This is a genomic window from Streptomyces sp. NPDC056480 (genome assembly GCF_042795405.1).
GTDB lineage: Bacteria > Actinomycetota > Actinomycetes > Streptomycetales > Streptomycetaceae > Streptomyces.
The window spans coordinates 74,315-87,007 of the sequence record NZ_JBHTSA010000026.1; the positions used below are offsets into that span (position 1 = coordinate 74,315).

The following is a 12,693-nucleotide window of genomic DNA, read 5'->3' on the forward strand; positions in this document are numbered from 1 at the left end:
TGGTCTAGGCCAATGATGCCGCCATGCCGAGACTCCGTCTGCGTCACGCCGTGCGTGCCGCGCTCGCCGCCGTCGTCCCCCTCGCGCTCCTCGGCGCGGTCACCGGACCCGCGCACGCCGCCCCGAGGGCGGCCTGGCCCGAGCCCGTCCCGGTGGTCTCGCACATCGAGACCACCGACCCGGTCGTCTTCATCACCATCGACGACGGCTGGTTCCACGACCCCGCCGCGGCGAAGCTGCTGCTCGAGCGCCGCGTGCCCGCCTCGCTCTTCCTGCTGCCCGGCGCCTACTCGTACGACTCCGGCTACTTCCACACCCTGCTGAACCAGGGCCCCTCGCGCGTCGAGAACCACACGGTCAACCACCCGGACCTGACCACCCTCGACGCCGCAGGCCAGAAGGCGGAGGTCTGCGGGGCGCGCGACCAGCACCTCGCGCAGTTCGGCGACGGCCCGCGGCTGCTCCGCCCGCCGTACGGCGTGTACGACGCGACCACCCGCACCGCGGCCCGCGCCTGCGGGGCGAAGGCGCTGGTCACCTGGACGTACGACCTCACCACCTGGGGCCAGTGGACCCCGCCGACGCCGGCCCTCAAGGCCGGCGACATCATCCTGCTGCACTTCAACGAGACGCTGGAGCAGGATCTGACGCGGGCGCTGGCGGCGGCCGAGGCCGCGGGCCTGAGGCCTGCGCCGCTCAGGGAGTACGTCCCCGAGTAGCGGGAGCGGCCGGAGGGGGCAGGGCCCGCCCCGGGGGCGGCGCCCGCCCTAGAGGATCACGTGCGGGAGGAAGCGGGCGTACTCGTCGGTGACGAGGCTCGCCGACTCCCGGATGCCGAGCCCCGCCGCCTCGTCCTCGACGACCCACGCGCCGAGCACCACCCGGTTGCCGTCGAAGTCGGGCAGCGGGGCCAGCTCCTGGTAGCAGCAGGGCTCCCCGTCCCGTACGAACGGCTCCGTGCCGGCCTCGTGCAGGGTGACGCCCGCTCCCTCGCGGCCGAGCAGCGGCTTGGCGACCCAGCCGGTGGTCGTGGCGAGTTCGCGGGGTCCGTCGAGGTAGGCGGGCAGCAGGTTGGGGTGGCCCGGGTACAGCTCCCACAGGATCGCCAGGAGCGCCTTGTTGGAGAGCAGCATCTTCCAGGCGGGCTCGATCCAGCAGGTGGTGCCGGTGCCGCCGCCGTTGTCGAGGGTGTCCAGGACGTGCCGGCCGAAGCGGTCGGTGGTCAGCCACTCCCACGGGTAGAGCTTGAAGCAGCTGCGGATGAACCGGAGCCGGTCGTCCACGAAGCGGCGCGAGAGCCGGTCCCAGCCGATCCGTTCGACGGACAGGGCCTCGGTCTCCAGCCCGGCCTGCTGGGCGGTCTCGCGCAGATACGCGACCGTCATCAGGTCCTCGCCAAGCTCGTCGCCGTCGGAGTGGACGAAGTGGAGGGGGCCGGGAGGCAGCAGAGGGGCCTGCTTGCGCCACGCGTCGACGAGCCGTTCGTGGAGGGAGTTCCACTGGTCGGCGCCGGGGAACCGTTCCTCCATCCAGAACCACTGCGGGCTCGCGGCCTCCACGAGCGAGGTGGGGGTGTCGGCGTTGTACTCCAGCATCTTGGCCGGGCCCGTGCCGTCGTAGCGCAGGTCGAACCGCCCGTAGAGGGAGGGGAGTTCGGCGCGCCGCCGCCAGGACTCGGCGACCAGGGACGCGAGCTTCGGATCGGTGATCCCCAGCTCGGCGAACCGGTTCCGCTCGACGATGTGCGCGGCCGCCGCGAGGCACATCGCGTGCAGTTCCTCGACGACCTCCTCGAGGACCTCGACCTCGGGCAGGCTGAAGGAGTAGTACGCGCTCTCGTCCCAGTACGGACGCAGCGAACCGTCCGGGTAACGGGTCAGCGGGTAGACGAGCCCCTGCTCCTCCACCGTCTCCTGCCAGCCCGGCCGGGGCTCGATGGTGTGCCGTCGCATCTGCCGGACCTCTCTCAGCCGCCGCCGGAACCGGAGCAGCCGAAGCCGCCGGTGTCGACGGCCTTCATGTCGAAACTGCCCCCGCTCACGCGGTTGTCCCGTATGGAGCCGCCGTAGTAGTACGAGCCCCGGTGGGTGCTGCTGCCGTTGCTGTCGTCGTCGTCGCTGCCGCCGCCGCTCTCGCACTCGTAGCTGGGCAGCGTCTCCCTGGTCACCGGGTCCACGCACCGCTTGTCCGGGTCGGAGCCGCACGCGGTGATCGTCGCCGCGAGCACACCCATCCCGCCGAGCACCACCGTGCTCGACCTCAGCCTCCGCATGTCCCTGGCCCTCCCCTTCGCAGTCGCGACCGCACAGTGTAGGCCGCTCAATTCCGGCCGCAGCGCCTAGAGTCATTTCGTGCTACTCGGGATGATTTGTGCGCTCGCCTCGTCCGTCTGCTTCGGCGCGGCCTCCGTTCTCCAGGCGATGGGGGCCCGTGCCACGGCACCGGGGACCGGTGGCGGAGTCGACATCGCGCTGATGTGGCGGGTGTTGCGGCAGTGGCGGTACATCGCCGGCCTCGGCATGGACGGCCTCGGATTCGTCCTGCAGATCGTGGCCCTGCGGACCCTGCCCATCTACGTGGTCGGCGCGGCCCTCGCCGCGAGTCTGGCGGTCACGGCGGTCATCGCCTCCCGGGTGCTGCGGGTGCGGCTCAGCCGGGTGGAGTGGACGGCGGTGGGCGTGGTCTGCGCGGGGCTCGCGCTGCTGGCCCTCGCCTCCGGCAAGGAGGGCCACCAGGACGGCCCCGAGTGGCTGCCCTGGGCGCTGCTCGCGAGCGCCTTCGGGGTGCTGCTGCTCGGCGTCGTGGGCGGGCGGCTGCCGGCGAAACCCCGCGCCCTCGTCCTCGGCCTGGGGGCGGGCTTCGGCTTCGGGGTGGTGGAGGTGGCGGTCCGGCTGATCGACGGCATCGATTTCGCCGATCCGGTCTGGTACGCGCTCCTGGTGGGCGGCGGGGCCGCGTTCGTCCTGCTGACCTCGGCGCTCCAGCGCGGCTCGGTGACCACGGCGACGGCGGGCGCGGTGCTCGGCGAGACGGTCGGCCCCGCGATCATCGGGGTGGCCTGGCTCGGCGACACCACCCGGGAGGGCCTCGGCTGGCTCGCGGTCACCGGCTTCGCGATCGCGGTGGCGGGCTCCCTGACCCTGGCCCGCTTCGGCGAACCGCCGGAGGTGGACGCGAACGGACGAACGGTGGAGGCGGACCCGACGGCATCGGGGGCGGCCGAAACCCCGATCCCGGGCCACGCCACCGAACCCGACCGCGACCAGAACGCCTCGTAGACACCCGACACCGGCACGGGGCGGTCAGTGGGACGCGGGCCCTGGCGAGGGCGCGGGCGCTGGCGAGGGCGCGGGTGAGGGTGAGGGCCCTCCTGGGGACCGGGCTCCGGCCCGAACGCGGGCCCTGGCACGGGCTTGGGCTCGGGCCTTGGCCAGGGCTCGAGCGCAGGCCCTGGCACGGCTCGGGCTCGGGCGCGGGCTTGGGCCCTGGCGCTGGCGCTGGCGCTGGCGCTGGCGCTGGCGCTGGCGCTGGCCAAGGCTCCTCCTCGGGACCGGGCTCCGGCCCGAGCGCAGGCCCTGGCACGGGCTTGGGCTCAGGCAAGGGCTTGGGCTCAGGCGCGGGCGCGGGCTCGCGCTCGGCCGTGGGTTCGGGCGCGGGCTCGGGCTCGGCGCTGGCCCTGGCCAAGGCGCCTCCTCGGGCCCCGGCCCGAGCGCGGGCGCGGGCGCTGGTGCGGGCCCTGGCGAGGGCGCGGGCGCGGGTGAGGCCCCTCCTGGGGACCGGGCTGCGGCCCGAGCGCAGGCCCTGGCGCGGGCTTGGGCTCGGGCTTGGGCTCGGGCCCTGGCGCTGGCGCTGGCCAAAGCGCCTCCTCGGGCCCGGCTCCGGCCCGGGCGCAGGTCCTGGCGCGGGCGCGGCGCTGGCCCTGGTCCTGGCCAAGGTGCCTCCTCGGGCCCCGGCCCGAGCGCGGGCGCGGCGCTGGCGCTGGCCCTGGCCCTGGCGCTGGCCCTGGATCCGGCGGGGGCTCGGGGTGCAGATCTGGGGCGGGTGTCGGCTCGGAGGCTTTCTCAGGGTCGGCTCCGGCCTGCGCAGCAGCCACTGGCCCGGTTGGGGGCGGGTGCCCTCTAGGTGCCTGGCTCTGTGCCGCCGGGCGCCTGGGGCAGTACCCGGCACAGGGCCTGGAGGGCGCTCTGCCAGGCGCTGTCCGGGGGTGTCGCGTAGCCGACGACGAGACCGTCCAGGGTCGCGGGCACCGTCGGGCGGCGGAACTGGTCGACGCCCTGGACCGCGAGGCCGTTCCAGGCCGCCGCCCGCAGCACGTCCTGCTCCGTGCCGGGCGGCAGGGCCAGGACGGCGTGGAGGCCGGCCGCGATCCCGCTGACCCTCGTCTCCGGCGAGTGCGCGGCCACCGCCGCCACCAGCTGGTCGCGGCGCCGCCGGTAGCGCAGCCGCATCGCCCGTACGTGCCGGTCGTACGCCCCCGAGCCGAGGAACTCCGCGAACGCCAGCTGGTCCGGCGCGCTGGACACCCAGTCCACGACCCCCTTCGCCGCCACCACCTCGCCGACCAGGCTCTCCGGAAGCACCATCCACGCGAGCCGCAGCCCCGGGGCGAGGGACTTGCTCGCGGTGCCGAGGTAGACGACCCGCTCGGGATCGAGGCCCTGGAGGGCCCCCACCGGCTGCCGGTCGTACCGGAACTCCCCGTCGTAGTCGTCCTCCAGGACGAAACCGCCCGAGGCCCGCGCCCAGTCGACGACCTCCGCGCGCCGGTCCGGGGGCAGGGCCCCGCCCAGCGGGAACTGGTGGGCGGCCGTCATCAGGACGGCTCCGGCCGAGCCGAGGGGCCCCGACGCCTCGACCCGGGTGCCGCGCTCGTCGAAGGGCAGGACGGGGGTGCCGAGACCCGCGCCGGTGAGGAGGCCCGCGTGGAGGCCGAGCCCGTACGACTCGATCGCGACGTCGCGGACGCCCCGGCTCCGCAGCACCTGACCGATCAGCATCAGCCCGTGCACGAAGCCCGCGCAGACGACGATCCGTTCGGGGCGCGCGTAGACGCCCCGCGCGCGGGCCAGGTACTCGGCGAGGACGGTGCGCAGTTCGATCCGGCCGCGCGGATCGCCGTACCCGAAGGCCTCGTTGGGGGCGGCGGTGAGCGCCCGACGGTACGCCTTGAGCCACTCTGCGCGCGGGAAGGACGCCAGGTCGGGGGTGCCGGCCTTCAGGTTGTGCGCGGGCGCGGAGGGCCGGGGCAGGGAGCGCGCGGAAGGGGCGGCGGCGGGCGCGGCCCCCGGTCCGGGCCCGGAGGGACGGGCCCCCGCACGGCCCGGCCCGGAACGGAGGGGCTCCGCCCGGCCGGGCTCGCCGCGACGGGGCTCGGGACGGCCGGGCTCGGCGCGACGGGGCTCGGGACGGCGGGGCTCGGCGCGGCGGGCGACCCGGGTGCCGGAGCCCTGCCGGGCCGTGAGCCAGCCCTCGGCGACGAGTTCGGCGTAGGCGTCGGCGACGGTGTTACGGGCCATGCCCAGGTCCGCGGCGAGCGACCGGGAGGACGGCAGCCGGGTGCCCGCCTCGAGGCGTCCGCTGCGCACCGCCTCGCGGAGCGCGTCCATGAGTCCGGCCCGCAGCCGCGGACCGCGCAGTTCCAGATGGAGATCGGCCCCGAAAGTGGCCCACTCGTTCGCCATACGAATGGACCATACTCCTGAGCCACCTGGCTCGTACGGTGAAGACATGACCACGCACACGAACACCCTCGACACCACGGACACCCTCGGCACCACCGCGCCGACCGAGTACGCCCACGAGCACGCTCCGCGCCTCCCGCTCGCCGAGCGCGTCCCCGAGTTCTACCGGGCGATGCTGCGCCTGGAGACGGCGGCGGCGAAGGACATCGACCCGACCCTGTACCACCTGATCAAGATCCGGGCCTCGCAGATCAACCACTGCGCCTTCTGCATCGACATGCACTCCAAGGACGCGCTGGCCGAGGGCGAGACCGTCGAGCGGATCGTGCAGCTCTCCGCCTGGGAGGAGTCCCGGCACTTCTACACCGAGCGCGAGCTCGCCGCCCTCGCGCTGACCGAGTCCGTCACCGTGCTCACCGACGGCTTCGTCCCCGACGAGGTGTACGCACGCGCCGCGAAGCACTTCGACGAGACCGAGCTCGCCCGCGTCATCAGCGCGATCGTCGTCATCAACGCCTGGAACCGGATCGCCGTCACCACCCGGATGACGCCCGGCCACTACACCCCGCGCAGCGCATGAGCGGGTCCGGGAGCGGGGGCCGGCCCGGGGACTCGGCGGCCCGGGTCCTGCGCGGCCTCCACCGGGACCGGGCGGCCGGCGATCCGCTGGTGCTGCCCGGCCCGTGGGACGCGGTGAGCGCCCGCGCCTTCGAGGCGGCCGGGTTCCCGGCGCTCGCGACACCGAGCGCCGGGATCGCCGCCTCCCTCGGGTACGAGGACGGGGCGACCCCGGTGGCGGAGATGTTCGCCGCCGTGACCCGGATCGTCCGGGCCGTCTCCGTACCCGTGACGGCGGACCTGGAGGGCGGCTACGGGCTGCCGGCTCCCGAACTGGTGGAGCGCGTACGGGAGTCGGGGGCCGTCGGCGTCAACCTGGAGGACACCGGGCCGAGCGGCGGGCTCAAGGACCCGTCGGCGCACGCCGAGTGGCTGGCGGAGGTACGGGCCGCGGCGGGACCAGGACTCTTCGTCAACGCGCGCGTGGACGCGTACATCCGCGGGACCTCCGCGCCGCTGGAGGCGGCGATCGACCGCGCCCGGCTCTACGCGGAGGCCGGGGCGGACTGCGTCTACCCGATCGCCGCCCCGCCCGCGGACCTCCCGGCCCTGCGCGCCGCCCTCGGCGACCTCCCGCTCAACGTGCTGGCCGCCCCGGACGGCGGCCCGTCCTTCGCCGAGCTGGGCCGGCTCGGCGCGACCCGGATCACCTTCGGCGGCGGCCTGCTCCTGCGCGCGCGGGACGACCTGGCCGCGCTGGCGGCGAAGCTCCGCGAGAACACGGCGGGTTGAGGCGCGCCGCCGACGCCCCGGGCGGCGCACCGCGCGGCCTCGGCACCGGGCGACACCACCGGTCCCGGCCCCGCGCGGCACCGCTCGCACCGGCACCGCTCGCACCAGCAGAGCTCACCCTGGCCCCGCTCGCACCGGCCCCACTCACCCCGGCAGCACTCGCACCGGCACCGCTCGCCCCGGCACCGCTCGTCTCAGCCGCCCAGCAGCGCGCCGGCCGCCTGCCCGACGGCCACGCCCGAGGCGAGGATCCCGGTCACCGCGCCCGCGTCCGTGAGGGCGCGGCGCACCCGGGTGAGCCGGCCCGCGTCCGCGCGGCCCGTGCGCTCGATCTCGTCCTCGGCCTCGGAGAGTTCGCCGTCCAGGGCGGCCGTCCGCTCCGTGGGGACGACCCCGCCGAGGTCGGCACGGAGCCGGCGGATGGCCTGGAGGAGCTCCTCCTGCTGCGGGTCACGGGCCACCGGGGCCCCGTGACCCGTACTGGTGACGGTGTTGTGGTCGCCGATGGTGACGTTGCCCCCGGTGTTGGTGACGTGGATGCCGCCCGCCGTGTTCCCGGTCCCGGTCACGATTCCTCCGATGCAGCCGTTGCCTCTGGCGCCTCGGTGCCCTGCCGGCCTCCGGCGCTCAACCGGTTCAGCCTACGGTCGACTCGGGCCCCTGTTCCGGCGCATGAGAAACGGCGCCCCCGAGCCGTACGGTCGGTCGTACGGTTCGGGGGCGCCGGGCGCGTGGAGCCTGGACTCAGATGAGGCCGAGCTCGCGGACCGCGTCGCGCTCCTCGGAGAGCTCCTTCACCGAGGCGTCGATCCGGCCGCGCGAGAAGTCGTTGATCTCCAGGCCCTGGACGATCTCGAACCTGCCGTCGGTGCAGGTGACGGGGAAGGAGGAGATGAGACCCTCCGGGACGCCGTACGAGCCGTCCGACGGGATGCCCATGGAGGTCCAGTCGCCGGCGGCGGTGCCGTTGACCCAGGTGTGGACGTGGTCGATCGCGGCGTTCGCGGCCGAGGCGGCGGAGGACGCGCCACGGGCGTCGATGATCGCGGCGCCGCGCTTGGCGACGGTCGGGATGAAGTCCTCGGCCAGCCACGCCTCGTCGTTGACGATCTCGGCGGCGTTCTTGCCGGCGATCTCAGCGTGGAAGATGTCCGGGTACTGGGTCGCGGAGTGGTTGCCCCAGATGGTGAGGCGCTTGATGTCCGTGACCGAGGAGCCGGTCTTCTTCGCCAGCTGCGTCAGCGCGCGGTTGTGGTCCAGGCGGGTCATCGCGGTGAAGCGCTCGGCCGGCACGTCCGGGGCGGACTGCTGCGCGATGAGGGCGTTGGTGTTGGCCGGGTTGCCGACGACGAGGATCTTGATGTCGTCCGCGGCGTGGGCGTTGATGGCCTGGCCCTGCGGCTTGAAGATGCCGCCGTTGGCGGCGAGCAGGTCGCCGCGCTCCATGCCCGGGCCACGCGGGCGGGCGCCCACGAGCAGGCCGATGTTGGCGCCCTCGAAGCCCTTGTTCGGGTCGTCGAAGATGTCGATGCCCTTGAGCAGCGGGAAGGCGCAGTCGTCGAGCTCCATGGCGGTGCCCTCGGCGGCCTTCACGCCCTGCGGGATCTCGAGGAGGCGCAGCTTGACCGGCACGTCCGCGCCGAGCAGGTGGCCGGAGGCGATGCGGAAGAGCAGCGCGTAGCCGATCTGGCCGGCCGCGCCGGTCACGGTGACATTCACGGGAGTGCGGGTCATGGCGATCTCCGTAAGACAGCTGGCGGTGGGGGTCCCTGCCCCTGGTGCGGGATAGCTCTCTTGATCGATCGGTGTCTCGACATGAAGAGATATCCAGCGGTCAGGCTATCCGACCCGGGCCCCGGTGAATCCCCACCCCCTTGTGGTCCGGCTCACTGCCGACCGTCCGCGCGGCCGCGGTCACCCGTCCGCGCGCGCGTTCACGGGCCGGCGGTGCAGCCCTCGCTGCCGTCGGCGAGCTGCCCGCAGGCCCGTGCGGCCGCGGCGGAGGCGACGGCGACCATCGGCGTGTACGCGTCGGTCTCCTTCGCCGCGGTGTCGGTACCAGCGGCGACGGTCGCGCGCCGCTCGGCGTCTCCGGCGCGGATCGTCACCGTGTCCCGGGGCGCGCCGCCGGTGAGCCGGGCCCAGGCGGCCCCGCAGGTCTCGCTGTAGCGGACCTCGACCTGCGCGGTGCCGACGGCGGCGCGGGCGACGGTGGTGGCGAGGGGGCCGCCGCACCCCATGGCCTCCGGGTCCCGGCCCGTGCAGTCGGGTCCCGCGCACTGCACGCCCGGGGGCGGATCGGCGGGCCTGGTGGTGGGAGGCGCGGTGGTGGCGGGCGGGGCGGCCGCCTTGTCGCCCTCGCCCGGGCCCTCGGAGCCGCCGAGGTCGACGAGGAGCAGGGCGGCGGTGACGACGAGCAGCGCGCCGACGATGCCGGTGACGGAGAGCAGGACCTTGCGACGGCGGGAGTCGGGGGTGCGCGCGCGAGGCACGTCGGGGGTGGGGACGGGGTCACGGGGCGGGGGCGCGGCGGCACCGGGTACGCGGGCACCGGGTACGGGGGCACCGGATGCAGTGGCACCCGGGCCCGGTCCGCCGGAGGCTGGCCCGTCGGAGGCAGGGAGCGGGGCTGCCGGGAGTGGGGCTGCCGGGCCGGGCCGGTCCAGGCGGCGGATCTCCATGGTGCGGTCGTCACCGCCGGGACCGCCGGGACCGCCGGGACTGCCGCGGAAGCCGCCGTCGCCGCCCACGGGCCGGGGCTCGGGCTCGCTCCCGCCGCCCACGGCCGGCGCGGCGGTGCGGGCCCAGGCCCGCTCCGCGCGCTCCCAGTCGGCCGCGAGGGCCGCCGGGTCGCTTCCGGTCACCTCGGCGAGGGCCACGACGGCACTGCGGGGCACGGACTGACGGGCATTCAGATACGTGGCCCACGCGGACCGTTCGTGCCCGGTGCGCTCGGCGACGGCCGTGACGCCGAGGCCGCTGCGGTCGATGAGACGGCGGAGCCGTTCCGTGAACGCGCGGACATCCGGATCGAGTTCCTCCGGCAGCGCCTTCCAGCCAGGCATGGCGGTCCCCCTTGTCCCGTGCCTCCCGCGTCTCCCCTGCTCCACCGAAGGATGGCAGGTCCGGGGGCGATGCGCGCCCCGGATGCGCAGCCGAGGTACCGGAATGGTCACTTCCGTGCCACAGCGACCCGTCGACCCTTGAACCGACCTTGGCACGTACATGACCCTTGATCGCAGCGGCGCCCGCCCTCCCACGGGGGAGAGGGCGGGCGCCGCGCCAGCTGCCGTCCGGGGCGTCCGGACGTCGGGCGACCGTCAGGTGACCGTCAGATGGAGGACGTCCTCCAGGAACGGGATCCTGAGCCAGGGCCTCGGCTGCACCATGAGGGCGAGCAGCACGATCAGGCCACCCATGACCCCGTACGTGATCATGTCCGTGAAACGGGACCGTACGGCGAGCATGCCCACCGAGGGCAGCACCCGGCGCAGCACGGCCCCCACGAGGAGCGCCGCGCCGACCAGCATCGTGCCGATGCGGAAGGACTGCGGGAGGGCGTCCGTCCCGACCACGAGCAGACCGAGGCCGGCGAGACCGAGCACGGTGAGCAGGGGCCACTGACGAGCGGGCGCCGGAGCGTCGCTGGGAGCCGCCCGGCCGCCGCCCTCGGGCCGCGCGGTGTCGGTGGTGAGGCTGGGCGCGGGCCGCTTCCAGGCCGTGATCTCCGTCGGGGCGGCCCCGTTCGAGGCGCCTCCGGCCGAGGCGCCCCCGTTCGAGGCGCCCCCGTTCGAGGCGCCTCCGACCGAAGCACCCGAAGCACCCGAAGCAGCTGAGCCCGAGGCGCGCGAGCCCGAGGCGTCGGCGCTCCCGTTCTTCGACGGGCCGTCGGCCGCCCCGTCCGGGTTCCCGGCTGTGCCCGGGGTCCCGGGGGTCACGTCAGAGCGCCGCGGCCGCGCGCTCGGCGGCCTCGACGACGTTGACGAGGAGCTGGGCACGGGTCATCGGGCCGACACCGCCGGGGTTCGGGGAGATCCAGCCGGCGACCTCGGAGACGCCCGGGTCCACATCGCCGACGATCTTGCCCTCGCCGTCGCGGGAGACGCCGACGTCGAGGACGGCCGCGCCCGGCTTCACGTCCTCGGGCTTGATCAGGTGCGGCACACCGGCCGCCGCGACGATGATGTCGGCGTTCCGCAGGTGCGCCGACAGGTCCCGGGTACCGGTGTGGCACTGGGTCACGGTCGCGTTCTCGGAGCGGCGGGTGAGGATGAGCGGCATCGGGCGGCCGATGGTGACGCCGCGGCCGACGACCACGACCTCCGCGCCGTTGATCTCCACGCCGTGCGCGCGGAGCAGCGTGATGACGCCGTTCGGCGTGCAGGGCAGCGGGGCGGGCTCGTTGAGGACGAGCCGGCCGAGGTTGGTCGGGTGCAGACCGTCGGCGTCCTTGGCCGGGTCCATCAGCTCCAGGATGCGGTTCTCGTCGATGCCCTTGGGGAGCGGGAGCTGCACGATGTAGCCCGTGCAGGCCGGGTCCTCGTTGAGCTCCCGTACGACCGCCTCGATCTCCTCCTGGGTGGCGGTGGCGGGCAGCGTGCGCTGGATCGAGGCGAGGCCGACCTGTGCGCAGTCGCGGTGCTTGCCGGCGACGTACTTGTGGCTCGCCGGGTCGTCCCCGACCAGGACGGTGCCGAGTCCGGGTGTGATGCCCCGCTCCTTGAGGGCCGCCACACGGACGGTCAGATCGGACTTGATCGCGGCTGCGGTGGCCTTGCCATCGAGAATCTGGGCGCTCATGGAGACATCCTCCCGGATGACCCCCGCCTTGTTCCAATTCGCTCGTGCCGGGCGGCCGATCACGCGGAGCGACGGGTTGCACTTGCACAACTCCGATGCGTATCGACTGGACAAAAAGTCGACCAAGCGACCACGATGATCGGCGAAGTACCGCGGAAAGTGCCGGGGGGAATCCGCTCACATGCCGTGAAGAGTCCTCCGCGCGGGCCGCGTCGTCCCCGCACAGAGAAATTCACGGAGGAAACCCGCGATGAGCTTCGGTGACCCGAACAACCCGTACGGCCAGCCGCAGGGTCAGGGCCAGGGCCAGCAGCCCGGCTACGGATACCCGCAGGCCCCCCAGGGCGTGCCGCCGCAGCAGGGCTACGGCTACCCGGCCGCTCCGCCGGTCTCCCCGTACGGCGGGGGCGGCTACCCGGGCGTGGCCATGGAGATGCCCGGTGGGGTGAAGGCCGCGCGCGTGATGCTGTGGATCAGCGCCGCGTTCAACGTCATCGGCGGCCTCGCCGTGATCGGCATGTCCTTCGCGATCGACAGCGAGCTGGAGAAGTCCGGCGCCTCGTCCGCCGATGTCGACGCCTTCGCCGACCTGGGCCAGGGCATCCTGATCGGCCTCGGCGTCTTCTCGCTGATCTTCGCCGCCGTCGGCATGTTCCTCGCCGCCAAGTTCCGCTCCGGCGGCAACGGCATCCGGGTCGGCACCATCGTCTACTCCTCGATCAGCGTGCTGTTCAGCCTCTTCTCGCTGCCTCTCGGCATCGTGGGCCTCGCCCTGGCCGTCCTGGTCATCGTCTTCGTGGCGAAGTCGGACGGCTCGGCCTGGTTCAACCGCAACAAGCAGCAGTACTGATCCACACATGGC

Annotated in this window: 13 protein-coding genes; 5 read left to right on the forward strand and 8 right to left on the reverse strand. The window is 74.3% G+C overall.

Annotation, left to right across the window (positions count from 1 at the left end):
* Positions 1 to 23: 23 nt before the first annotated feature.
* Positions 24 to 719 carry a polysaccharide deacetylase family protein gene (locus tag ACFQ79_RS14685; protein ID WP_383582966.1) on the forward strand — a complete coding sequence of 232 codons (696 nt, stop codon included), beginning with the start codon at positions 24 to 26 and terminating at the stop codon, positions 717 to 719.
* Positions 720 to 767: 48 nt separating this feature from the next.
* Here ACFQ79_RS14685 and ACFQ79_RS14690 read toward each other — a convergent pair whose 3' ends face one another.
* A complete protein-coding gene (locus ACFQ79_RS14690) occupies positions 768 to 1,952 on the reverse strand; it encodes a glutathionylspermidine synthase family protein (RefSeq protein ID WP_383582968.1) in 1,185 nt (394 codons plus the stop codon).
* 14 nt (positions 1,953 to 1,966) lie between these two features.
* On the reverse strand, positions 1,967 to 2,272 hold the full coding sequence (locus ACFQ79_RS14695; RefSeq protein WP_383582971.1) for a hypothetical protein: 306 nt from the start codon (positions 2,270 to 2,272) through the stop codon (positions 1,967 to 1,969).
* 91 nt (positions 2,273 to 2,363) lie between these two features.
* Here ACFQ79_RS14695 and ACFQ79_RS14700 point away from each other — a divergent pair, with 91 nt between their 5' ends.
* Positions 2,364 to 3,278 (forward strand): hypothetical protein, encoded by a 915-nt coding sequence (locus tag ACFQ79_RS14700; protein ID WP_383582974.1) that lies wholly within the window; start codon positions 2,364 to 2,366, stop codon positions 3,276 to 3,278.
* A gap of 840 nt (positions 3,279 to 4,118) precedes the next feature.
* Here ACFQ79_RS14700 and ACFQ79_RS14705 read toward each other — a convergent pair.
* On the reverse strand, positions 4,119 to 5,681 hold the full coding sequence (locus tag ACFQ79_RS14705; protein WP_383582977.1) for a PLP-dependent aminotransferase family protein: 1,563 nt from the start codon (positions 5,679 to 5,681) through the stop codon (positions 4,119 to 4,121).
* A 46-nt stretch (positions 5,682 to 5,727) separates the two neighbouring features.
* Between ACFQ79_RS14705 and ACFQ79_RS14710 the strand changes: the two genes are divergently transcribed.
* A complete protein-coding gene (locus ACFQ79_RS14710; RefSeq protein ID WP_383582979.1) occupies positions 5,728 to 6,261 on the forward strand; it encodes a carboxymuconolactone decarboxylase family protein in 534 nt (177 codons plus the stop codon).
* Positions 6,258 to 7,031, forward strand: a complete 774-nt coding sequence (locus tag ACFQ79_RS14715) for an isocitrate lyase/phosphoenolpyruvate mutase family protein (protein ID WP_383582982.1) — start codon at positions 6,258 to 6,260, stop codon at positions 7,029 to 7,031. Before ACFQ79_RS14710 ends, ACFQ79_RS14715 begins: the two co-directional genes overlap by 4 nt.
* A gap of 194 nt (positions 7,032 to 7,225) precedes the next feature.
* On the opposite strand, the gene ACFQ79_RS14720 is transcribed toward ACFQ79_RS14715, so the two are convergent.
* From ACFQ79_RS14720 to ACFQ79_RS14740, 5 genes are all read right to left on the reverse strand, one after another.
* Positions 7,226 to 7,600 carry a hypothetical protein gene (locus tag ACFQ79_RS14720; protein ID WP_383582985.1) on the reverse strand — a complete coding sequence of 125 codons (375 nt, stop codon included), beginning with the start codon at positions 7,598 to 7,600 and terminating at the stop codon, positions 7,226 to 7,228.
* Positions 7,601 to 7,775: 175 nt separating this feature from the next.
* A complete protein-coding gene (locus ACFQ79_RS14725) occupies positions 7,776 to 8,765 on the reverse strand; it encodes a malate dehydrogenase (protein ID WP_383582988.1) in 990 nt (329 codons plus the stop codon).
* Positions 8,766 to 8,965: 200 nt separating this feature from the next.
* On the reverse strand, positions 8,966 to 10,096 hold the full coding sequence (locus tag ACFQ79_RS14730) for a DUF2690 domain-containing protein (RefSeq protein ID WP_383582991.1): 1,131 nt from the start codon (positions 10,094 to 10,096) through the stop codon (positions 8,966 to 8,968).
* Between the two features lie 255 nt (positions 10,097 to 10,351).
* A complete protein-coding gene (locus tag ACFQ79_RS14735; RefSeq protein ID WP_383582994.1) occupies positions 10,352 to 10,969 on the reverse strand; it encodes a DUF3017 domain-containing protein in 618 nt (205 codons plus the stop codon).
* 1 nt (position 10,970) lies between these two features.
* Positions 10,971 to 11,831, reverse strand: coding sequence for a bifunctional methylenetetrahydrofolate dehydrogenase/methenyltetrahydrofolate cyclohydrolase (locus ACFQ79_RS14740; protein ID WP_383582996.1), 861 nt, complete (start codon positions 11,829 to 11,831; stop codon positions 10,971 to 10,973).
* Positions 11,832 to 12,081: 250 nt separating this feature from the next.
* Here ACFQ79_RS14740 and ACFQ79_RS14745 point away from each other — a divergent pair, with 250 nt between their 5' ends.
* A complete protein-coding gene (locus ACFQ79_RS14745) occupies positions 12,082 to 12,681 on the forward strand; it encodes a hypothetical protein (protein ID WP_383582999.1) in 600 nt (199 codons plus the stop codon).
* The last annotated feature ends 12 nt before the right edge of the window (positions 12,682 to 12,693 follow it).

Coding starts and splice junctions, on each gene's coding strand:
- ACFQ79_RS14685 (WP_383582966.1), top strand. CDS start 24: ATGCCGAGACTCCGTCTGCGTCACGCCGTGCGTGCCGCGCTCGCCGCC.
- ACFQ79_RS14690 (WP_383582968.1), bottom strand. CDS start 1,952: ATGCGACGGCACACCATCGAGCCCCGGCCGGGCTGGCAGGAGACGGTG.
- ACFQ79_RS14695 (WP_383582971.1), bottom strand. CDS start 2,272: ATGCGGAGGCTGAGGTCGAGCACGGTGGTGCTCGGCGGGATGGGTGTG.
- ACFQ79_RS14700 (WP_383582974.1), top strand. CDS start 2,364: ATGATTTGTGCGCTCGCCTCGTCCGTCTGCTTCGGCGCGGCCTCCGTT.
- ACFQ79_RS14705 (WP_383582977.1), bottom strand. CDS start 5,681: ATGGCGAACGAGTGGGCCACTTTCGGGGCCGATCTCCATCTGGAACTG.
- ACFQ79_RS14710 (WP_383582979.1), top strand. CDS start 5,728: ATGACCACGCACACGAACACCCTCGACACCACGGACACCCTCGGCACC.
- ACFQ79_RS14715 (WP_383582982.1), top strand. CDS start 6,258: ATGAGCGGGTCCGGGAGCGGGGGCCGGCCCGGGGACTCGGCGGCCCGG.
- ACFQ79_RS14725 (WP_383582988.1), bottom strand. CDS start 8,765: ATGACCCGCACTCCCGTGAATGTCACCGTGACCGGCGCGGCCGGCCAG.
- ACFQ79_RS14730 (WP_383582991.1), bottom strand. CDS start 10,096: ATGCCTGGCTGGAAGGCGCTGCCGGAGGAACTCGATCCGGATGTCCGC.
- ACFQ79_RS14740 (WP_383582996.1), bottom strand. CDS start 11,831: ATGAGCGCCCAGATTCTCGATGGCAAGGCCACCGCAGCCGCGATCAAG.
- ACFQ79_RS14745 (WP_383582999.1), top strand. CDS start 12,082: ATGAGCTTCGGTGACCCGAACAACCCGTACGGCCAGCCGCAGGGTCAG.